Origin of the sequence: Primorskyibacter sp. S187A (assembly GCF_049800955.1) — a bacterium.
Taxonomy (GTDB): domain Bacteria; phylum Pseudomonadota; class Alphaproteobacteria; order Rhodobacterales; family Rhodobacteraceae; genus JAKVBH01.
Window position 1 is genome coordinate 655,633 of the sequence record NZ_JBNAGA010000001.1, and the last position, 19,646, is coordinate 675,278.

The 19,646-nt window shown below is 61.4% G+C and carries 20 protein-coding genes; 15 read left to right on the forward strand and 5 right to left on the reverse strand.

The window, feature by feature from the left end; genetic code table 11:
* The first annotated feature begins 40 nt into the window (after positions 1 to 40).
* From ACP15S_RS03400 to ACP15S_RS03465, 14 genes are all read left to right on the forward strand, one after another.
* Complete coding sequence (locus ACP15S_RS03400) at positions 41 to 565, forward strand: ester cyclase (protein WP_425038167.1); 525 nt, start codon at positions 41 to 43, stop codon at positions 563 to 565.
* Between the two features lie 190 nt (positions 566 to 755).
* A complete protein-coding gene (locus ACP15S_RS03405) occupies positions 756 to 1,769 on the forward strand; it encodes a hypothetical protein (RefSeq protein WP_425038168.1) in 1,014 nt (337 codons plus the stop codon).
* A 9-nt stretch (positions 1,770 to 1,778) separates the two neighbouring features.
* A complete protein-coding gene (gene hisD / locus ACP15S_RS03410) occupies positions 1,779 to 3,107 on the forward strand; it encodes a histidinol dehydrogenase (protein WP_425038169.1) in 1,329 nt (442 codons plus the stop codon).
* 54 nt (positions 3,108 to 3,161) lie between these two features.
* A complete protein-coding gene (locus ACP15S_RS03415; RefSeq protein WP_425038170.1) occupies positions 3,162 to 4,187 on the forward strand; it encodes an ester cyclase in 1,026 nt (341 codons plus the stop codon).
* Positions 4,184 to 4,945, forward strand: coding sequence for an SDR family NAD(P)-dependent oxidoreductase (locus tag ACP15S_RS03420; protein ID WP_425038171.1), 762 nt, complete (start codon positions 4,184 to 4,186; stop codon positions 4,943 to 4,945). The genes ACP15S_RS03415 and ACP15S_RS03420 overlap by 4 nt, the downstream gene beginning before the upstream one ends.
* A complete protein-coding gene (locus ACP15S_RS03425; protein ID WP_425038172.1) occupies positions 4,945 to 5,985 on the forward strand; it encodes a LacI family DNA-binding transcriptional regulator in 1,041 nt (346 codons plus the stop codon). The genes ACP15S_RS03420 and ACP15S_RS03425 overlap by 1 nt, the downstream gene beginning before the upstream one ends.
* Entirely contained in the window at positions 5,982 to 6,965 is a 984-nt protein-coding gene (locus ACP15S_RS03430; protein WP_425038173.1) for a nuclear transport factor 2 family protein, read from the forward strand. Before ACP15S_RS03425 ends, ACP15S_RS03430 begins: the two co-directional genes overlap by 4 nt.
* A 3-nt stretch (positions 6,966 to 6,968) precedes the next feature.
* Complete coding sequence (locus tag ACP15S_RS03435; protein ID WP_425038174.1) at positions 6,969 to 7,433, forward strand: SRPBCC family protein; 465 nt, start codon at positions 6,969 to 6,971, stop codon at positions 7,431 to 7,433.
* Positions 7,434 to 7,565: 132 nt separating this feature from the next.
* A complete protein-coding gene (locus ACP15S_RS03440; protein WP_425038175.1) occupies positions 7,566 to 8,531 on the forward strand; it encodes a cupin domain-containing protein in 966 nt (321 codons plus the stop codon).
* Between the two features lie 3 nt (positions 8,532 to 8,534).
* Complete coding sequence (locus tag ACP15S_RS03445) at positions 8,535 to 9,029, forward strand: bleomycin resistance protein (RefSeq protein WP_425038176.1); 495 nt, start codon at positions 8,535 to 8,537, stop codon at positions 9,027 to 9,029.
* Positions 9,026 to 9,634 carry a class I SAM-dependent DNA methyltransferase gene (locus tag ACP15S_RS03450; RefSeq protein WP_425038177.1) on the forward strand — a complete coding sequence of 203 codons (609 nt, stop codon included), beginning with the start codon at positions 9,026 to 9,028 and terminating at the stop codon, positions 9,632 to 9,634. Before ACP15S_RS03445 ends, ACP15S_RS03450 begins: the two co-directional genes overlap by 4 nt.
* A gap of 54 nt (positions 9,635 to 9,688) precedes the next feature.
* Positions 9,689 to 10,987: a KAP family P-loop NTPase fold protein gene (locus ACP15S_RS03455; RefSeq protein WP_425038178.1), complete on the forward strand. Its 1,299-nt coding sequence runs from the start codon at positions 9,689 to 9,691 to the stop codon at positions 10,985 to 10,987.
* A gap of 34 nt (positions 10,988 to 11,021) precedes the next feature.
* Complete coding sequence (locus ACP15S_RS03460; protein ID WP_425038179.1) at positions 11,022 to 12,140, forward strand: cobalamin-independent methionine synthase II family protein; 1,119 nt, start codon at positions 11,022 to 11,024, stop codon at positions 12,138 to 12,140.
* A gap of 66 nt (positions 12,141 to 12,206) precedes the next feature.
* Positions 12,207 to 12,977, forward strand: coding sequence for a class I SAM-dependent methyltransferase (locus ACP15S_RS03465; RefSeq protein WP_425038180.1), 771 nt, complete (start codon positions 12,207 to 12,209; stop codon positions 12,975 to 12,977).
* A gap of 103 nt (positions 12,978 to 13,080) precedes the next feature.
* Here ACP15S_RS03465 and ACP15S_RS03470 read toward each other — a convergent pair whose 3' ends face one another.
* Positions 13,081 to 13,593, reverse strand: coding sequence for a c-type cytochrome (locus ACP15S_RS03470; protein WP_425038181.1), 513 nt, complete (start codon positions 13,591 to 13,593; stop codon positions 13,081 to 13,083).
* 112 nt (positions 13,594 to 13,705) lie between these two features.
* On the opposite strand from ACP15S_RS03470, the gene ACP15S_RS03475 reads away from it, so the two are divergent.
* Positions 13,706 to 14,539 (forward strand): prephenate dehydratase, encoded by an 834-nt coding sequence (locus tag ACP15S_RS03475; RefSeq protein WP_425038182.1) that lies wholly within the window; start codon positions 13,706 to 13,708, stop codon positions 14,537 to 14,539.
* Positions 14,540 to 14,675: 136 nt separating this feature from the next.
* On the opposite strand, the gene ACP15S_RS03480 is transcribed toward ACP15S_RS03475, so the two are convergent.
* From ACP15S_RS03480 to ileS, 4 genes are all read right to left on the reverse strand, one after another.
* The gene (locus ACP15S_RS03480; RefSeq protein WP_425038183.1) at positions 14,676 to 15,128 is read right to left on the reverse strand and encodes a methylated-DNA--[protein]-cysteine S-methyltransferase; all 453 of its coding nucleotides are present in this window, start codon (positions 15,126 to 15,128) and stop codon (positions 14,676 to 14,678) included.
* Positions 15,129 to 15,180: 52 nt separating this feature from the next.
* Entirely contained in the window at positions 15,181 to 15,438 is a 258-nt protein-coding gene (locus tag ACP15S_RS03485; protein ID WP_425038184.1) for a DUF3253 domain-containing protein, read from the reverse strand.
* Positions 15,435 to 16,271, reverse strand: coding sequence for an EamA family transporter (locus ACP15S_RS03490; protein ID WP_425038185.1), 837 nt, complete (start codon positions 16,269 to 16,271; stop codon positions 15,435 to 15,437). Before ACP15S_RS03490 ends, ACP15S_RS03485 begins: the two co-directional genes overlap by 4 nt.
* 90 nt (positions 16,272 to 16,361) lie before the next feature.
* Positions 16,362 to 19,283, reverse strand: coding sequence for an isoleucine--tRNA ligase (gene ileS / locus ACP15S_RS03495; protein ID WP_425038186.1), 2,922 nt, complete (start codon positions 19,281 to 19,283; stop codon positions 16,362 to 16,364).
* Between the last annotated feature and the right edge of the window lie 363 nt (positions 19,284 to 19,646).

Here is a 19,646-nt window from a genome sequence, read left to right on the forward strand (position 1 = left end):
GTTTCTTCTGGCCAAAAATACGCAAAACACGAGGTTTGCCATGAAGGGCTCCCGTCCGGAACAAGCCGTGCTCACGCGCGACACTGACATGTCCAAAACGGACGAAACCCGCGCTGTGATCGAAGGCATGGTGGATGGTCTCAACGACCACCGCATCGATGACATCGGCCAGTTCTTCGCCGAGAGTTTCCGCTGGATGGGCAATACCGGCTGCGGCACCAAGACCGGCCTGACCGAGTTCCAGGACAATTGGCAGCGCCCTTTTCAGGCGGCCTTTTCCGACAAGGTCTGCGTGGATGAGGCGCGGCTCTTCATGGGTGAATGGGCGGCCGCCTTTGGCCGGCAGGAAGCCACCCATTCCGGCACGTTCATGGGGATAGCGCCCACCGGCAAACGCATCGAGATTCGCTACATGGATTTCTGGAAGGTCGAGGACGGGCGCATCACCGACAATTACGTGATGGTCGATTTCCCGCATGTGCTGGCCCAGCTTGGCGTGGATGTGTTCAACGGCGAAGGCTGGGAAGCATTTGACCGTGGCGAGAAAACCCCGCCGCGCCCATGACTGACCTCCGCCCACAGATCCGGCGCGCCACAGGTGCTGCCAGCCTGACCGCCACGGCCCGTGCCGGGTGGTTGCGTGTGCTGGCGCGCCGGTCGCGCCGGGCGGGGCGGATTCCTTTTGCAGTGATGAGAGCAGGGCCTGCGGCAGTGCCGCGCCCAAGTCTCTCACATATCTGCAAAGGAGGTCTGTCATGACCAAATCTCGTCTTGCGCCGCTCACCACGCTGCGCTCCGCCCAACGTCACCCCGGTGACTTCCGCCCATCCATCGCCGCGTTCTACGCGCCCGAAGCGGCCATCCATGTCGTGCATCCGTTCAACACCTGCACCGGAGCTGAAGCCTATCACGACGCCGTCATCGCGCCGCTGCAAGAGGCGCTCGACGGTTTCTTCCGTCGCGATGATATCGTCATGGAAGGCCAGTTCGAAGGCAGTGATTGGATCAGCGCCACAGGCTATTATGCCGGCCATTTTGGCAAGGATTGGCTGGGCATCCGCGCCACGGAACGGCTGGCCTATCTTCGCTTTGGCGAGTTCCACCGCATGGAAGCAGGCCGGGCGGTTGAGAGCTACATTTTCCTCGATCTGCCTGAATTCATGATCGCGGCGGGGCAATGGCCTATCGCCGAGAGCCCCGGTCTGACGCGCGGCTATACTGGCCTCATCCAGGGGCCCGCAAGCCAGGATGGGATCAACCGTCCCGCCGCGGACCCGGCGGAGACTGAAAAGAGCGTGACCATGGTCACCGAGATGCTGCGCTCTCTCGCGACCAAGGACGAGGCGTGGCGGCCCTACTGGCATGACAACATGGTCTGGTACGGCCCCGCCGCCTTTGGCAGCTTCGTGGGCATCGAACACTTCGCCAGTTTTCAGGTGCCCTTCGAGGGCGCGTTCGGCGGCTGGTCCGGCGGCGCTTCGGGCAATGGCATGACCGTGCACGCCACACGCTTTGCCGATGGTCCCTATATCTGCACCGCAGGCTGGCCCTCGCTCACCGGTGTGCAGATCGGGCGCTTTCTGGGGCAGGACCCCAAAGGCCAGCGGCTCTTCATGCGCGTCTGCGACTGGTGGCGGCGCGAGGGCGATCTTCTGGTGGAAAACTGGGTTTTTGTCGACATTCCCGACGTGCTTTTGCAAATGGGTGTTGATATTTTTGAAGGCTACCACGGGGTAGCTGCGGGGCCGCGCAAGGTCTCGGCAGATTAGGAGGATGACATGACAATCGAGTATCTCAAGACGTCCAAACCGCAGGACGAGCGCGCCGAGGATGATGCCAAGGTCCGCGCCACGGTCGAGGCGACGCTGAAAGACATCGAGACACGCGGCGATGCGGCGATCTCGGATCTGAGCCAGAAGTTCGACGGCTTCACACGGCCCTCCTTCCGTCTGAGCGAGAGCGAGATCGAAGCGGCGATGCAGAAGGTCTCAACCCGCGACATGGAGGACATCCGCTTCGCCCAGACCCAGGTGCGCAACTTCGCCGAAGCGCAGCGGGCCTCCATGACCGACATCGAAGTGGAGACCATGCCGGGCGTGATCCTGGGCCACAAGAACATCCCCGTGCAATCGGTGGGCTGTTATGTGCCCGGCGGCAAGTTCCCCATGGTGGCCTCGGCGCATATGTCGGTGCTGACCGCGAGCGTGGCGGGCGTGCCGCGCATCGTGGCCTCCGCGCCGCCTGTGAACGGCGAGCCCCATCCCGCGATTGTGGCCGCGATGAAGATGGGCGGGGCCCATGAGATCTACGTGCTGGGCGGCATTCAGGCCGTGGGCGCCATGGCTGTGGGCACCGAGACGATTGATCCGGTGCATATGCTCGTAGGCCCCGGCAATGCCTTTGTGGCTGAGGCCAAGCGCCAGCTCTACGGCCGCGTGGGCATCGACCTCTTTGCAGGCCCCACTGAGACCATGGTCATCGCTGATGACACGGTGGACGCGGAGCTCTGCGCGACAGACCTGCTGGGGCAGGCCGAACATGGCTACAACTCGCCGGCCGCGATGATCACCAATTCGCGCAAGCTCGCCGAAGAGACCCTGCGCGAGATCGACCGGCTCCTCGAGATCATTCCCACCGCCGAGACCGCGCGCACCTCTTGGGAAGAGTATGGCGACATGATCCTCTGCGACACCCATGAGGAGATGCTCCAGGTGGCCAATGATATGGCCTATGAGCATGTGCAGATCATGACGGATCGCGATGATTGGTATTTGGAGAAGATGCACTCCTATGGCGCGCTTTTCCTAGGGCCCCGCACAAACGTGGCCAATGGCGACAAGGTGATCGGCACGAACCACACGCTGCCCACTAAGAAGGCCGGGCGCTACACGGGCGGGCTCTGGGTCGGGAAGTTCCTCAAGACGCATTCCTATCAGAAGGTCACCACCGATGAGGCGGCGACGCTGATCGGTGAATACGGCTCGCGGCTGTGCATGCTCGAAGGGTTCGTGGGCCATGCGGAGCAATGCAATGTCCGCGTCCGCCGCTATGGCGGGATCAACGTCCCCTATGGTGCTGCGGCGCCCTATCGGGAGGCGGCGGAATAGGGGGCTCTGCCCCCGGCCTGCGGCCTCCCCCGGAGTTTTTCTGGCAAGATGAAGATGGCACAGAGAGAAGATATCACCGCCGCGTTTCGCGCCGCGATGGGGACCTTTGAAGAAGGACCTGTGCGGTCGGCGTTGGCGCGGGCCTTTGCGCCGGATGCGATGGTGCATCTGAGCCATCCCATGGGGGAGATACCGGCAGCGGAGCTATATGATCGGGCCTACGCGCCGCTCTTTGCTGCGATGCCGGATCTGGAGCGGCGCGACTGGATTGTGATCGCGGGGCGCGATGATCATGGCCATGAGTGGGTCGGTTGTGCGGGCCATTACCTGGGCACGTTCAGCGCGCCTTTCCACGATATTCCCCCCACGGGGCATCTGGCCCATATGCGATTTCATGAGTTCTACCGCGTTGTTGAGGGCCGGGTCGTGGAGGTGCAGGCGATCTGGGATGTGCCGGAACTCATGATGCAGGCGGGGGCCTGGCCCATGGCGCCATCGCTGGGGCGTGAGCTCTTTGTGCCCGGGCCTGCGACGCAAGACGGGCTGGGGCCTCACACGGGCGAAGGGGCGGCGGCCAAGACGCTTGTCCTTGATATGCTGGCCCATATGGGGCGGCATCCGGCGGAGGGCGGGCCCGAGGTCATGGAAATGGCGCGCTTTTGGCATCCTCGGTTCAACTGGTACGGCCCCGCTGGCATTGGTTCGATGCGCGGGGTGCGCGGCTTTCGCCACTGGCACCAGATCCCCTTCCTTGCGGCCATGCCGGATCGGGGGAGCTACAAGTCTCTGATGACATACCACTTTTTTGCGCAGGGCGAGTACGTCGGGGTCACAGGCTGGCCCAATATGCGCCAGACGCTGAGCCATGACGGCTGGATGGGGATTGCGCCGGGGGGCCGCGAGGTCACGATGTGCAGCCTCGATTTCTGGCGCGTGGAAGACGGGATGATCCGGGAAAACTGGGTTTTGCTGGATCAACTGGATCTCTACCGCCAGCTTGGGGTCGATGTTCTGGCCCGTATGCGCGAGTTCAACAAGGCGCGGGCGGGGTTTGATCCGGAAACCGGGAGAGCGGCATGACGACATTACCGAAAACACCGACGTTCAACCTCAGCGGCAAGCGTGCGCTTGTCACCGGCGGGGCCACAGGCATCGGGCTGGGTGCATCGGTGGCGCTGGCCGAAGCCGGTGCCTCCGTCACGATCGCGGCGCGGCGTGCTGATGTGGTTGAAGGGGCGGCGGAGGCGATCCGGTCGGCTGGATATGAGGCCCAGGGCCTGTCCCTTGATATTACCGATCTTGATGCCGTGGCGGACACCTTCTCGGACCCCTTTGATATCGTTGTGAATTCCGCCGGGCTGGCGCGGCATTCTCCCGCAACCCAGACCGATCCCGGCGATTTTGACGCTGTGATGTCGATCAACCTGCGCGGGGCTTACTTCCTGTCATCGCATGCCGCCAAGGCGTTGATGGAGGCGGGCAAGCCCGGCTCGATTATCCACATCTCGTCGCAGATGGGCCATGTAGGCGGGTTGGAACGCGCGGTCTATTGCGCCTCGAAATGGGGCGTCGAGGGGATGGTCAAGGCGATGGCCATCGAATGGGGCAAGAAGAATGTGCGCATCAACACGATCTGCCCCACCTTCATCAAGACGCCGCTGACCGAGCAGACCTTTTCGCGCCCGGAGATGGTCGAGTGGGTGCTCTCCAAGATCAAGCTGCCGCGCATTGGCGAGGTGGAGGATATCATGGGCGCGGTGCTGTATTTGGCCTCCGATGCCAGCGCCATGGTCACCGGGACATCCCTCCTCATCGACGGGGGGTGGACAGCGGACTGATGGCCATGCGACGCGATGCCAGTGAGAAGGTCACGTCTCTGCAAGTGGCCAAGCGGGCGGGAGTTTCCCAATCCGCGGTCAGTCGTGTCTTCACGCCGGGGGCCAGCGCCTCGCCTGCAACGGCAGAGAAAGTGCGCAATGCCGCGCGGGAGTTGGGCTACCGGCCCAATGTTTTGGCGCGCGCCATGGTCTCGGGCAGGAGCCAGATCATCGGGCTCGTGGTCGCTTATCTCGACAATTACTTCTACCCTGAAGCGCTTGAGAAACTCTCCAATGCCTTGCAGGCGCGGGGCTATCACGTGCTGGTTTTCATGGCGCGGCAGACCGCGGAATGCATTGATGAAGTGGTCGAGGAAATTCTGGATTATCAAGTGGATGGGATCATTGCGGCCTCAGTCGCGCTATCCTCCCAGCTCTCGGATCGCTGCCACGAGGCGGGTGTGCCTGTGGTGCTCTTCAACCGGACCGATGGGGCGGAGGGGGTCTCATCCGTGGCGTCAGACAATTTTGAAGGCGGGCGGCTGGCGGGGGAGTTTCTGATCGCAGGCGGCCACCAGCGCATCGCCTATATCGCAGGCTGGGAGAAGGCCTCTACTCAGGTGGGGCGCGAGGCTGGTTTGCGGGCGGCGCTTGGCGCCCATGGTCTGGCGCTGCATGGGCGCGGCGTGGGGAATTTCCGGATGGAAGAGGCCAAGGCGGCCACCCGCGCGCTTTTCGAAGGGCCCGGTCCCGGGCCGGATGCGATTTTTGTGGCCAATGATCATATGGCGTTTGCCGCATTGGATGTGGTGCGCGGGGAGCTGGGCTTGCGCGTGCCGGAGGATGTCTCTGTCATTGGGTTTGACGATGTCCCGCCTGCGGCCTGGGCCGCCTATGATCTCACGACCCTGCGCCAACGCGCCAATCGTATGGTCGAACAGACCGTCGACATCATGCTTGAACAGATCGATACCCCGGGTGCACAGCCGCGCAATGTTGCGCTGGATACCCCTCTCGTAATACGCGGCTCCGCCCGCATTCCCAAAGGATGGACGTCATGAAAGGCTTCTCGAACCAGTTTAAGGATTTTCCCGATTACATCATCAAGATCACGAAAGAGATCTGGGAAGATCGTGGTGTGGCCACGCTCAACCACTACTACAGCGATGACATCCCGGTCCGCTCCCCCATGGGCATTCAGCGTGGCAATCAGGAGGTCATCGCCTCGACCATGGCCACAATCGCGGAGTTCCCGGATCGTGAGCTTTATGGCGAAGACGTCATCTTCTCCGATGACCCCGAGCATGGCCTCCTGTCCTCGCATCGCCTGATCACCAAAGCGACCCATACCCGCGATGGCCAGTTTGGCCCGGCCTCCGGCAAGCATTGGGTGGTGCGTGTGATCGCGGATTGCGCGGCCAAGGAAGACACGATCTACGATGAATGGCTTGTGCGCGATTACGGTGGCATCGTGCGCCAGATGGGTATGGATCCGCGCGATTTCGCCGGAGAGCTGATCATGCGTGAAGGCGGGCCGGAGGCTGCAAAGCCCGTTTTCCTGCCGGAGAACGATATCCCGGGCGATTACCACGGAACGGGCAATGACAACGCCTGGGGCGAGCGCTATGCCAACACGCTGCGTCGCATCATGGACAAGGATTTCACCCATATCCACGACAGCTACGACCGTGCGGTGGTCGGTGAATATGCCGGGGCCCAGACCGCGTTTGGGCGCGAAGCGGTCACCGCGTTCTGGGTCGGGCTGCGCTCGTCCTTTCCCAATGCGGAGTTCAAGATCCACCATCAGATCGGCATGGATGCCGACATGCTCTCCCCCCGCGCTGCGATCCGCTGGTCACTTGATGGGGTCCATGACGGCTGGGGCACATTCGGCCGCCCAACCGGCGCGCGCGTGCATGTCTTTGGCATGTGCCACGCCGAGTTCGGACCTTTCGGGCCAAACGGCGTCGGCCTGCGCCGTGAATTTGCCCTCTATGACGAAATCGCGATCTGGAAGCAGATCCTCATGCAGGCGGGCTGATCCATGCCGCCATTCTTCGCCCATATCACAGCCGAGATCGACATTCCGGCCCCGCCCGAGGCCGTCTTTGCCCATTGGCATGACCCGAACAGCCGCCTGCGTTGGGAAGCCCCGGAGGGCAGCGGCATGCGCTACCTGAATTTTGCGCCAGAAGCGGGCGGCGTAGAAGAAATCGAAATCACGCATGACGGCGCGGTCGTCGGTCACATGACCCAACGCATCCTCGTGCTTGACAGCCCACACCTGAGCGTGGCCCAGATATCGGGTACGTTTGGCGGGGCCACAACGATGATCATGCAGGTGACGATGCGTTTTGACGCGACAGACACCGGGACGCGCATCACGGGCACGTCGCAGGTCATCGACACGACGGGGCGTGATGTAAAGGCCGAACACGAGGGCGGGTGGCAGCATCTGTTCACGGCCTTCGCGGCGGATTTTGCGGCCCATGGAGTACAGCATGGGTGACACAGAAGCGCTGCGGCGCTTGCACAGTCTCTTTCAAAGCCGCCGTTCCGAGCGGCTCAACCCGCATCCGCCCGGGCCATCAATCTGAAACACCAAACGATTTCAGACAGCTCAAGACACGAGGACCAGATTATGACACCGCAAGACATGGAAAGCCGCATCGTTCGCTACGGCGATTTGCAACCCTGCAAAACCGCCTTCATCGACGCCCACACGCCCGGATCGGACCAGAAGGAAAACTTCACGATCATCGGCGGCGGCGTCTCTGAAAGCCCCGACCAGCACGTGCATATCGCGCTGCCCCACGGCTTCAACATCGGTGCCGCAGGCCAGCCGCCCAAGTGCCGCAACTCCCTGCATGATCACCGCACGGCGGAGGTCTTCTTCGTGCTCTCGGGCCGCTGGCGCTTCTTCTGGGGCCGCTGGGGCGATGCGGGCGAAGTTGTTCTGGAGAAGGGCGACATTTTCAACATCCCCACGGGCGTTTTCCGCGGCTTCGAGAATATCGGGACGGATTACGGAATGATCATGGCCATCCTTGGCGGCGATGATGCCGGCGGCGGTGTGATGTGGGCGCCGCAGGTGATCGAGGAGGCGCAGGCCCATGGGCTGATCCTCGCAGAGACTGGCAAACTCTATGACACAAAGCGCGGCGAGGCCTTGCCCGAGGGTGTGACCCCCATGCCGCTGATGTCTGACGAAGAGCTGGCCAAACGCGGAGAGCCCAGCACGGCGGAGGTCCTGCCCAACCACGTGGCGCGTTATTGGGACATGCACGCGCTGGCCGACAAGAGCCCCTGCAAGGTCATCGGCGAGACAGGGCTCTTGCGCGACAAGCCGGGCTTTGAGGTGGATTTCATCACACGCGCCTCCGCCAGTGACACGATGGACGCCCATGACAAACCCTCCGTTCTCATGCCTGTCACGGGGCACTGGAAGGTCACATGGGACGGCGGCAGCGCCACTCTTGCGCCGGGTGACACGATGTCGATCCCCGAAGGCCTGGCCCATCGTGCGATGCCCTCCATGACGGGCGATGCCGGGCTCTACCGCGTTGTGGCCACCAATGATGCGCCGGGCCTGACCTGGCAGGGTTGAGACATGGCACAGCTCCTCACCGTCGCACCCATTTTCAGGGCCCGGGATTTTGATCGCACAACCGCGTTTTATGCGTCGTTCGGCTACCGCGCCGTGGCACGCTATGAGGCGGAGGGCTATCTGATCTTGCGGGGCGACGGGGTCGAGCTGCACTTTCACCGCGCTGACGCGGCGCACGCGCCTGCGCCTGAGAACTCCGACCTCTCCGCTTATGTGCGGGTGGTGGATGGCGATGTCTTGCGACAGGCCTGGGCCGGGGTCGATCTGCCGCGCGAGGGCATCCCGCGCTACGTGCCGCCGGTCCGCCGCCCCTGGGGGATGATCGAGGCCCATACCGTGGATCCCGATGGCAATCTGCTGGTCTACGGCGCGTCCTATGCTGCATCGCCAGAAACGCAAGGGGCCGGACATCCAGACGACACCACGCAGAGCTCTGCCAAGGAGGGGCCTGCCAAAGACGCGCCTGCGGCCGACGCGCGAAACGAGGCACAGCCATGAGTGAGACGGCATCTGACGCCAACCGCGATGTCTATGAAGCGCAGGCCGCCGCCTATGACGCACAGCGCTCCCGCTCGCTCTTCGAGGCGCGCTGGCTGGCGCGTTTTGCGGCTTGCCTGAAGCCCGGCGGCCGTGTCCTCGATCTGGGATGCGGGACGGGCCAGCCCATCGCGTCATGGTTCAAGGCCGAAGGCTTTGTCGTGACGGGGGTGGATTGGGCCGAGGCGATGCTGCGCATTGCGCGGGAGCGGTGGCCCGAGGGCGATTGGCGGGCAGGCGACATGCGCAGTTTCGAGCTTGGAGAGACGTTTGACGGTCTGATTGCCTGGGACAGTTTCTTTCATCTCACACCCGACGAGCAGCGGGATTGTCTGCCACGCATGGCGCGCCATCTGGTTCCGGGAGGATCGCTGCTGATCACCGTGGGGCCGGATGCGGGCGAGGCCATGGGCAGCGTCGGCGGCGCGCCTGTCTACCACGCCTCGCTGTCACCGGCGGAATACGCGACAGTGCTTGAGCAATGCGGCATGCGCCTGACAGGTTTTCTCGCCGAAGACCCCGAGACCGACCGCCACAGCGTTCTCATGGCGCGTAAACTGGCATGAGTATTTCACCTAACCGAACACGAAATCAAACAGCTCAAGGCCCCATGCAAGATCATGCCGAGAAAAGACCCTGATCCAAGTATTGAGCTCTCAGAAGACTTTCCTGTTCGCAAACAACTGGCGAAGACACTGTTGGATGTTGCCGCGGAGCCAAGCGGAATGACGTTGGCTTTAGACGCGCCTTGGGGAGCAGGTAAGTCCTACTTTCTGAAACAATTGGTCAGCAATGCGAAACGGGAACGTAAATGGCAGGTGGTCTACTATGATGCTTTTCGGCATGATCACAATGATGAGGCGTTCTTGCCGCTTATCGGAGCTATCGTCGCTGATTTGGGTCTGGGTGAGGGCCAAAGCACATCGAACGCCAAAGTCATCGGTCGTAAGATCATGGGGGCTGCGACAAGGATCGGAATTCGCCTTGCAACAGGTGGGTTACTCGCAAGCGCCGAGTGGAATGGTGCGCTAGAAGACGAAATTGAGCGTGAAGCTGGCGCACTAGCGGGGGCCGTTGCATCTCAAATTGAGAGCTACCAAAAGAAGCAACGAGACATCGATGCTTTCATCGAAGCCATCAACGAGTTTGTTGAAACCAAGAAGGAGACTGAGCCTGACTATCGTCTTTTGGTCATTGTTGATGAACTTGATCGATGTCGCCCCGAATTTGCAGTGCAAACTCTGGAAAGAACAAAACACCTCTTCGAAGGCGCGAATTGCTCGTTTTTGTTTGGCGTGAATCATGCCGAATTGTCCGAGGTAATCAAAGGCCACTACGGGGAAGGCTTCTCTGGCTCGAAGTATCTACAAAGGTTCTTCGATGTACGTGTTCCCTTGTCATCGAAGGTTGCAGAAACCGCCCGATACTATCGCTCCATCGCCACGCTTTCGAATGACCAGAATGGCGTGGCGCTTTACGCGTTAAGAACACTCGAACGCGGCTGTCTTAAATTCAGTCCCTCTATGCGCGATATCGAGCGTTTGATACAAGGTGTGCGACAGATCAATAACAACGTACTAACTGGGGAAGCTGAGTTTGGGTTGGTCGCGCTGTTGTCCTGGGCAAGGATTTGCACGCCCGACGACTATCCTGCTCTGTGCGCGTCTCCAACAGATTTAGCTACTTGGTATCGGCTCTTCGATATCGAGGAATTCGACTCTGATGTGTCCAGATCGCAGTATGCATTGAAAACTCTTCTTCAAGTTGTGCTTGGTGAGGTGGATCTTCGATCAACAAGCCACAAAAAAGAACTTGTGAGGGCTTCATTTCATTTCGCCAGAGGTAGCGTGAATCCAAGGAGTGCGCCCCACATTATCGAACTTTACGCCAACCTTGCCGAGGGTGGTTTCCCAAATTAGTCAGCTGACAACAGATCAAAACGGAGAGGACATCATGACCATTCTGACAACCCACGTAGGCTCGCTGCCCCGCACGCAGGAGGTCGTTGATTTCATCTTCGCCCGCGAGCATGAGAAACCCTATGACGAGGCGGCCTTTGACGCCTGCATGACAGCGGCAGTCTCCGAAACCGTGCGCAAACAGGCGGAGGCGGGGATCGATATCGTCTCCGATGGCGAGACCTCCAAGATCTCCTACGCGACCTACGTCAAGGACCGCTACACCGGCTTTTCCGGCGACAGTCCGCGCAATGCACCGGCGGACCTCAAGATGTTTCCCAGCTTCCTGCAACGCCTCGCCGACGATGGCGGCACGCCGCAATACGCGCGCCCCATGTGCACCGGCGAGGTCAAGAGCAAGGGGCAGGGCGAGCTGCAAAAGGACATCGACAACCTCAAGGCGGCGATGGCCACCCATGGTGTCGAACGCGGCTTCATGAATGCCGCCTCCCCGGGCGTCATCTCGCTCTTTTTGCAAAACGATCACTATCCCAACCGGGAAGCGTATCTCGCAGCGCTGGCAGATGCGATGAAGGACGAATACGAGACCATCGTGGGCGCGGGCCTCGATCTGCAACTCGATTGCCCCGATCTCGCGCTCTCGCGGCATATGCTCTTTGCCGATCTCTCCGACGCCGAGTTCCTCAAGATCGCGGCCTCCCATGTCGAAGCGCTCAACCACGCGTTGCAGAATGTGCCCGCCGAGAAGGTGCGCGTGCATATCTGCTGGGGCAATTACGAGGGTCCGCATTGCTGCGATATTGCGATGGATACGGTCTTCTCGACACTCATGGCCACGAAATCGCGCTATGTCCTCTTCGAGACGTCAAACCCGCGCCACGCCCATGAATGGACCGTGTTTCGCGACCGCAAGGCCGAAATCCCTGACGACAAGGTATTGGTCCCCGGCGTTGTGGACACAACGACGAATTTCATCGAACACCCCGATGTCGTGACGCAACGGGTTCAGCGTTTTGCTGAGATTGTCGGGCGGGACCGCGTCATCGCAGGCTCCGATTGCGGCTTCGGGACGTTTGCAGGCTTCGGCGCTGTGGACCCCGAGATCGCCTATGCAAAACTCGCAACGCTGGCCGAAGGCACCCGCGCCGCCTGAGCGCAGGTGCGCGGGCTGATCGCGCGGCCTCTGGTCTGCGGGGCAAATACAGGTCGGGAGGGACCCATGTCGCGTGATCACGTTGCGATCAACCGGGATATCTGGAACGAAGATGCGCCCCATTGGGTCGATGTGGGCGCGCGCCTGTGGGCGGCCGAGCGCCCGGAATGGGGGAATTGGGGCCAAAGCGACGCGACGCTGGCTTTGCTGCCGGAGGATATGTCGGGCGTGCAGGCGATCGAGCTGGGGTGCGGAACGGCTTACGTCTCGGGCTGGATGGCCCGGCGCGGTGCCGCGGTCACGGCGATTGATATCTCGCCTGCGCAATTGGCCACAGCGCGCGCGCTTGCGGCCAAACATGGCGCTGAGATCACCTTCATCGAAGGCAACGCCGAAGCCACGGGCCTGCCCGATGCCGCCTTTGATTTTGCCATCTCGGAATACGGCGCGTCGATCTGGTGTCCGCCCGAGATCTGGCTGCGCGAGGCCTGGCGCTTGCTGCGCCCGGGCGGGCGGCTTGTCTTTCTGGGCAACCACCCGCTGTCGCTCATTTGCGCGCCTGCCAATGGCGCGCCCAATGAGTGGCACCTGCACAGACCTTACAAAGGCATGTGGGGCGCGGATTGGACAGAGGTGGCCTTCGAGCCCAGCGGCATCTGTTTCAACCTGACGATGGAAGACTGGATTGCGCTCTTTTCTGACATCGGGTTTCGCGTGGAGCGGTACCGGGAGATCTATGCGCCGGACGATGCGCAGGGCGTGCGCGCAGCGATCCCTGCGGAGTGGGCCAAGAGCTACCCTGTTGAACAGGTCTGGTATCTCGAAAAACCCGCCTGAAAGAACCGCCTGAAAGACCCGCCTGAAAAACCGGCCTGAATGCGGCAAAAGCAAAAGGCCGCCCGGGATGGACGGCCTCTCGAATTCCAAAAAAGTGCTTGGCTTATTCGCCGATGGTCTCGAGATAGGCGATCAGGTTGACCCGATCTTCCCACTTCTTGAGGCCTGCGAAGGACATCGATGTGCCCGGCGCATAGTCACGGGGGCTCTCCAGGAAGGCGTAGAGGTTCTCAGGCGTCCAATCGCCTTCGCCCAGATTGCCGGAATAGCCGAAGCCATCCACAGAGTTTTTCGCACGGTTCACAACACCGTAGAGGTAGGGCCCGGTGCCATTGGCGCCTTGCTCCAGCTTGTGGCACGCACGGCATTTGCCCCAGACACGCTCGCCTTTGCCCGCATCCGCCGCGGCAAATTTCTCTTCCAGCGTCAATTCCGCGACCTCTTCGACCACTTCATCTTCGCCTGTATCGATCACATAGGCCTGATCATGATGATCCCCGTGGCCCTTGCCACCTACGTGATAGAGTTCTTCCGCAACCCACTTGCCCAGCAGCAGCACAAGCAGTGCCCCGCAGACCGAGCCCAGAACTTTCGTAAACGTCATCGTATCCAGCATTGCTCGCGCCCTTTTACATCCGTCGCGCGGGTATCTATTGCTTCCTAATGGTTTCGGCAAGGTATAGAAGCCGCGACGAAACGACCATATCGCTGAAATTTGTGGAAAAGTCATGACCGCCAAGATTGCCTTTCAGGGAGAGCCCGGCGCCTACAGCCATGAAGCCTGTGTGGATGCGCGCCCGGATATGGAGCCTTTGCCCTGTCGTGCGTTTGAAGATGTGATCGCGGCGGTGCGCGATGGGCGGGCCGATCTGGCGATGTTGCCAGTTGAAAACACCACCTATGGGCGTGTCGCCGATATTCACCGGCTGTTGCCGCAAAGCGGCCTGCGGATCATTGATGAGGCTTTTGTGCGGGTGCATATTTCGCTCATGGCCAATCCCGGCGTGTCGCTGGATGAGATCAAGCGGGTGCGGGCGCATCTGGTCTTGTTGCCGCAATGCGAGAGTTTTCTGGCCGCGCGCGGGATCGAGGGAATTCCGGCCGCTGATTCTGCGGGCGCGGCGGCGGAGCTGGCTGAGGCAGGCCTGCGCGACGAGGGGGCTCTGGCCTCGGATCTCGCGGCTGAGATCCACGGGCTTGATCTTCTGGCCCGCCATATCGAGGACCACGCCCACAATACCACCCGGTTTCTCATCATGTCGCCCGAGCCCCAGATGGAGCGGCGCGGCGATCATGGCATGATGACGACCTTCGTCTTTCAGGTCCGCAACATTCCCGCGGCGCTCTACAAGGCGATGGGCGGCTTTGCGACCAATGGTGTGAACATGACCAAGCTGGAAAGCTACATGGTCGGCGGGAAATTCACGGCGACGCAGTTTTATGCGGATATCGAAGGGCATCCCGAAGATCCGCCCGTGCAGCGCGCGCTTGAAGAGCTCGATTACTTCACCGACATGCTCGATATCCTGGGCACCTATCCGCGCGATCCTCGTCGGGATTAGATCTGCGATCAGGCCTGTTTGGGGTGCTTGCCGTGCCGTTGCGCACGGACCGTACGCATCTCGCGCCGCGCAACGCCCAATTTGTACGATTTGAGGGGTGTTTCGCACAAATACCCCCCTTGGGGCGCGCGCTTTGTCAGATCAGCAAGCCCGCCGCGCCCTCGTGCTTCAGAAGCCAGACCTTGTCTTCGACGCCAATGCCGCCCGAGAACCCGCCCAGGCCCGTGGCGCTGAGCACTCGGTGACAAGGGATCAAGATCGGGATCGGATTGCCGCCGCAAAGCTGCCCCATGGCTTGGGCTGAGACACCGATCTGCCGGGCAAGCGCGCCGTAAGTCTTTGTGTCGCCAAAGGCAATTTCCGCCATGGCCGCGCAGGCCTTCTGCTGCGCGGCGCTGCCTGTGATCCGGAGGGGGAGATCGAACGCCGTCCTGTGCCCCTCGAGATAGGCGCGCAGCTGGGACACGGCGCTGTCGAGCAGGGTGGAGCTGTCCTGCCGTCCCGCGCGCCAGGCCAGTTGGACGATGGCTTTGTCGTCCTCCACGACAGTCAGAGGGCCCATGGGCGACGGGAGACAGTGTTCCAGCATCGGGTCAGACGTCCTCTAACGAATTGAAGTGATTATACATTCACGGATTTTATCACACATTGGAACCGGTGGGCCGCAGCCTCAAGCGGATAGGGCCCTTGGCAAGAACAGGGTCCACTTCCACGCCTTTCTGCGTGGCCATCAATCCAGTGTCGCGCGCAACGCGGCGTACGTCCGCCATGAGCGGGCGCCAGTCATCCGCCAATCGGCGCGCCCCCTCCGAGGGGCAAAAGCTCTTGTCCGGCCCGCGCGCATGGGCAAGGTCCAGAAGGACGCGGGCGATGTCTTCATCACAGAACTCTGGCGTCATAATCGCGATACCATCACACCCAAAATGATGAGCGCTGCAGCGAGTGCCTTGGTGCGATCCATCCGGTCGCCCATGATAAGCCAACCGATCAGGACCGCGAACAGGATCGAGGTTTCCCTGAGCGCGGCCACAAGCGCAATTGGCGCCTGTGTCATGGCCCAAACGGCAATCGCATACGCCCCATAAGACGCCCCCGCCGCCACCGTCCCCAAGCTCCAGTCCCGCGCCGAGGCCCGCAACACACCGCGCCCGCGCAGGGCCAACAAGACCGGCGTAAAGATCACCGCATCCAGCACGAACAGCCACGCCACATACATGACAGCATCGCCCGCAACACGCGCGCCCAACCCGTCGACCAGCGAGTAGCCCGCCGTCATCATGGCCGAGCCCAGGGCCAGCGGCACCAACGCGCGGCTCTCGCCAGAGGCAAACGCACCCCGCGCCATCAGGGCAATCCCGCAGGACAAAACCGCAATGGCCACATATTCCACCGGCGCAATTGCATCGATCAACAGCACGGCCGAGACCAGCGTCACAACCAGCGGCGCCGTGCCCCGCGCAATCGGATACACGCGGGACAAATCGCCTTGCTCATAGGCAAAGGACAAAAACAGCTTGTAGCCCGCATGAAAGACACCAGAAGCCGCGAGCCACGGCAAGACCTCCCAGGTGGGCCAATCCCGCGTCAGCGCAATCACCAGCCCGACCCCGCCCTGAACAAGCGTCAGGATGAACATGGAGGTGACCTTGGACACACCCGTTTTGACGAGCGCATTCCAGCTGGCATGCAAAAACGCAGCCGCCAGAACGGCAAGAAAGACGGTGGCGCTCATCTCAAGCCGCCACTTCTTTTGCCTTCAAATACCTTGGGGGAGGCCCGGTACGGGCCGGGGGCAAAGCCCCTTTATCCCCCGACGATGCCACTATCCCAACGCATCATTGCAACGCGCACAGGTCGCGGGATGCGCGTGTTGTCCAACATCAGGCAGGATCTTCCAGCACCGCTGGCACTTCTCGCCCTCTGCCTTCTCAAAGACCACCGCAACACCTGCCACATCGGGCATACGAAACGCCTCGGCAGGCGCAGGATCGGCCGTGAGCGTGATGCCGGAGGTGATGCAAAGATCGTCAAACGCCACGGATTTCAACGCAGCCAATGTGCCGGCATCCTCGATATGCACAACCGGGGCCGCTTCAAGGGAGGCTCCGATGACCTTGTCCGTCCGCTGGATTTCAAGTGCCGCCGTGACAACCCGACGCGCGCGGCGCACGTCTGCCCATTTCGCGGCGAGAGCGTCATCCCGCCAAATTGCGGGCGTGTCGGGGATGTCCTGAAGATGCACCGAATTTTTCTCGCCCGGGAAACGGTCGAGCCAGACGTCTTCCATCGTGAAGACGAGGATCGGTGCAAGCCATGTGGTCAAACGGTGGAACAACAGATCCATGACCGTGCGCGCCGCGCGCCGCCTTTGAGTATCGCCATCGCAGTAGAGCGCGTCTTTGCGAATGTCGAAGTAGAAGGCAGAGAGCTCCACGGTCGCGAAGTTGAAGAGCTGCTGGAACACGCCCTGAAAATCGAACGCGCGGTAGCCCTCGCGGACCACCTCGTCGAGCTCCGCGAGGCGATGCAGGACCCAGCGCTCCAGCTCCGGCATCTCTGAGGCGTCAACCCGGTCGGCCTCCGTAAAATGACCCAAGGCGCCCAGCATGAAGCGCATCGTATTGCGCAGGCGGCGGTAGCTGTCGGCGACGCCCTTGAGGATTTCCGGCCCGATCCGCTGGTCTGCCGTGTAGTCGGTCTGCGCCACCCAGAGGCGCAGGATATCGGCGCCGTATTGCTTGATAACCTCCTCGGGCACGATGGTGTTGCCCAAAGACTTGGACATCTTCATGCCCTTCTCATCGAGCGTGAAACCGTGCGTCACCACATTGCGATAGGGCGCGCGGCCGGTGGTGCCCACCGATTGCAGGAGCGAAGAGTGGAACCAGCCGCGATGCTGGTCGGTGCCTTCCATGTAGACATCAGCGATGCCATCCTCGGTGCCGTCTTCGCGGTCGCGCAGGGTGAAGGCATGGGTGGAGCCAGAATCGAACCACACATCGAGGATATCCATGACCTGATCATAGGCCTCGGGGTCCACGATCCCGCCGAGGAACCGCTCTTTTGCCCCATCGGCATACCAGGCATCGGCCCCCTCGGCCTCAAAGGCCTCCGCGATACGGGCGTTCACGGCCTCGTTGCGCAGGAGGAAATCCTCATCGTTGGGCAGGGCACCCTTCTTGGTAAAGCACGTCAGCGGCACGCCCCAGGCGCGTTGGCGCGAGAGCACCCAATCGGGCCGCGCCTCCATCATGGAATGCAAGCGGTTGCGGCCTGATTGCGGCGTCCATTTCACATTGTCGATCTCGGTCAGCGCGCGCTCGCGGATCGTTTTGCCATGCATGTCCTGCCCATCGCCCACGGGTTTGTCGATCGCGGCGAACCATTGTGGCGTGTTGCGATAGATGACCGGCGCCTTGGAGCGCCAGGAATGGGGGTAGGAATGCTTGATCTTGCCGCGCGCGAGCAGCCCGCCCACTTCGGCGAGTTTGTTGATCACGGCGGTGTTGGCATCGCCCTCCTTGCCCTTGCGGTTGAGGATGAAGGTGCCGCCAAAGAAGGGCAGTTCCTCGCGGAAGCCGCCATTGTCCATGACGTTATAGGTGATGACCTGTTGCAGCATGCCGAGATCGCGGTAGAGCTCATATTCCTCCATCCCGTGGGAGGGCGCGCAATGCACAAAGCCCGTGCCTTCCTCGTCGGTCACGAAATCTGCGGCGCGGAAATCGCGGATGTCGTCCCATTCGCCGTCGGCCCCGTCGGCGCCGGCGAGCGGGTGTTTGAGTGTGATCTTGGCGAGGTCTTCTTGGGTGACGTCGCAGAGGCGGCGATACATGGTCTCGTCCAGCCGGGCGCGTCCCAGAACGTCCGCCGCCAGCTTGTCGGCCAGGATGTAGCGGTCGCCGATCTTGGCCCAGCATTCCTCTGGTCGCCCGGTGATCTCATAGAGACCGTAGGAGAAATCTGCGCCATAGACGACGGCTTTGTTCGAGGGGATGGTCCAGGGCGTTGTGGTCCAGATCACGACTTGCGCGCTATCGAGCGTCGCGTCGCCCGTGCCCACCACCTGAAACTTCACCCAGATCGTGAAACTGTCCTTGTCGTGATACTCGACCTCGGCCTCGGCCAGCGCGGTCTCCTCGACGGGGGACCACATGACAGGCTTGGAGCCCTGATAGAGCGTGCCGTTCATCAGGAATTTCATGAATTCCTCGGCGATCACGCGCTCGGCGTGGAAATCCATCGTAAGATACGGCTTGTCCCATGCACCTGTCACGCCGAGGCGTTTGAACTCGTCGCGCTGGATATCGACCCAGCCTTCGGCAAACTTGCGGCATTCGGCGCGGAACTCGTTGATCGGCACCGCGTCCTTGTTCTTGCCCTTCTTGCGATACTGCTCCTCGATCTTCCATTCGATGGGCAGGCCATGGCAATCCCAGCCGGGGATATACCTACTGTCGTGGCCCATCATCTGGTGCGAGCGTACGATGATGTCCTTGATTGTCTTGTTGAGCGCGTGCCCGATGTGCAGATGTCCGTTGGCGTAGGGCGGTCCGTCATGCAGCGTAAAGGGCGGACGGTCCGCGCCTTTTTCGCGCAGCCGGTCATAAATGCCCAGCGTTTCCCAGCGCTTGAGCCATTCCGGCTCGCGCTTGGGCAGCCCTGCGCGCATGGGAAAGTCTGTCTTGGGCAGGTTGAGCGTATCTTTATACTCGGGTGTTTGCGTGGGGGTATCGGCACACATGCGCGTGCTCCTCGTCGATGTGATGTCTTGAAAGGCTATGAGAGCGGCGCGAGCAAGCTCAGCACCTTTTCCCGGCGGCTCCTGTTCAGAGCGCCGGGCCCGTAATTCGCAGTATGTGGGCACGATGGGTCATCTTGGGCGCGTTATAGTCTCGCGGGGCGGGAGCGTCCATAGCGTCGGCGTGAGGAAATTATGTGATCACATTCATATTGGCGCGTCCTTTTGGACGACGATATTACCATGAATTTGCCCAAATGTGATCACAAAGGATTGCGCTCTTACGACGAAAGTCGCGATTCTGCTTAGAATTGTAAAAGTTAACGACGGCCCGCCAATTTGTCGCATGTGGCCTAACCTTGGCCC

What these genes read in the sequence shown, in the direction of transcription:
- ACP15S_RS03400 (WP_425038167.1), top strand. Translation starts at nt 41, where the DNA reads ATGAAGGGCTCCCGTCCGGAACAAGCCGTGCTCACGCGCGACACTGAC.
- ACP15S_RS03405 (WP_425038168.1), top strand. Translation starts at nt 756, where the DNA reads ATGACCAAATCTCGTCTTGCGCCGCTCACCACGCTGCGCTCCGCCCAA.
- hisD (WP_425038169.1), top strand. Translation starts at nt 1,779, where the DNA reads ATGACAATCGAGTATCTCAAGACGTCCAAACCGCAGGACGAGCGCGCC.
- ACP15S_RS03415 (WP_425038170.1), top strand. Translation starts at nt 3,162, where the DNA reads ATGGCACAGAGAGAAGATATCACCGCCGCGTTTCGCGCCGCGATGGGG.
- ACP15S_RS03420 (WP_425038171.1), top strand. Translation starts at nt 4,184, where the DNA reads ATGACGACATTACCGAAAACACCGACGTTCAACCTCAGCGGCAAGCGT.
- ACP15S_RS03425 (WP_425038172.1), top strand. Translation starts at nt 4,945, where the DNA reads ATGGCCATGCGACGCGATGCCAGTGAGAAGGTCACGTCTCTGCAAGTG.
- ACP15S_RS03430 (WP_425038173.1), top strand. Translation starts at nt 5,982, where the DNA reads ATGAAAGGCTTCTCGAACCAGTTTAAGGATTTTCCCGATTACATCATC.
- ACP15S_RS03435 (WP_425038174.1), top strand. Translation starts at nt 6,969, where the DNA reads ATGCCGCCATTCTTCGCCCATATCACAGCCGAGATCGACATTCCGGCC.
- ACP15S_RS03440 (WP_425038175.1), top strand. Translation starts at nt 7,566, where the DNA reads ATGACACCGCAAGACATGGAAAGCCGCATCGTTCGCTACGGCGATTTG.
- ACP15S_RS03445 (WP_425038176.1), top strand. Translation starts at nt 8,535, where the DNA reads ATGGCACAGCTCCTCACCGTCGCACCCATTTTCAGGGCCCGGGATTTT.
- ACP15S_RS03450 (WP_425038177.1), top strand. Translation starts at nt 9,026, where the DNA reads ATGAGTGAGACGGCATCTGACGCCAACCGCGATGTCTATGAAGCGCAG.
- ACP15S_RS03455 (WP_425038178.1), top strand. Translation starts at nt 9,689, where the DNA reads ATGCCGAGAAAAGACCCTGATCCAAGTATTGAGCTCTCAGAAGACTTT.
- ACP15S_RS03460 (WP_425038179.1), top strand. Translation starts at nt 11,022, where the DNA reads ATGACCATTCTGACAACCCACGTAGGCTCGCTGCCCCGCACGCAGGAG.
- ACP15S_RS03465 (WP_425038180.1), top strand. Translation starts at nt 12,207, where the DNA reads ATGTCGCGTGATCACGTTGCGATCAACCGGGATATCTGGAACGAAGAT.
- ACP15S_RS03470 (WP_425038181.1), bottom strand. Translation starts at nt 13,593, where the DNA reads ATGCTGGATACGATGACGTTTACGAAAGTTCTGGGCTCGGTCTGCGGG.
- ACP15S_RS03475 (WP_425038182.1), top strand. Translation starts at nt 13,706, where the DNA reads ATGACCGCCAAGATTGCCTTTCAGGGAGAGCCCGGCGCCTACAGCCAT.
- ACP15S_RS03480 (WP_425038183.1), bottom strand. Translation starts at nt 15,128, where the DNA reads ATGCTGGAACACTGTCTCCCGTCGCCCATGGGCCCTCTGACTGTCGTG.
- ACP15S_RS03485 (WP_425038184.1), bottom strand. Translation starts at nt 15,438, where the DNA reads ATGACGCCAGAGTTCTGTGATGAAGACATCGCCCGCGTCCTTCTGGAC.
- ACP15S_RS03490 (WP_425038185.1), bottom strand. Translation starts at nt 16,271, where the DNA reads ATGAGCGCCACCGTCTTTCTTGCCGTTCTGGCGGCTGCGTTTTTGCAT.
- ileS (WP_425038186.1), bottom strand. Translation starts at nt 19,283, where the DNA reads ATGTGTGCCGATACCCCCACGCAAACACCCGAGTATAAAGATACGCTC.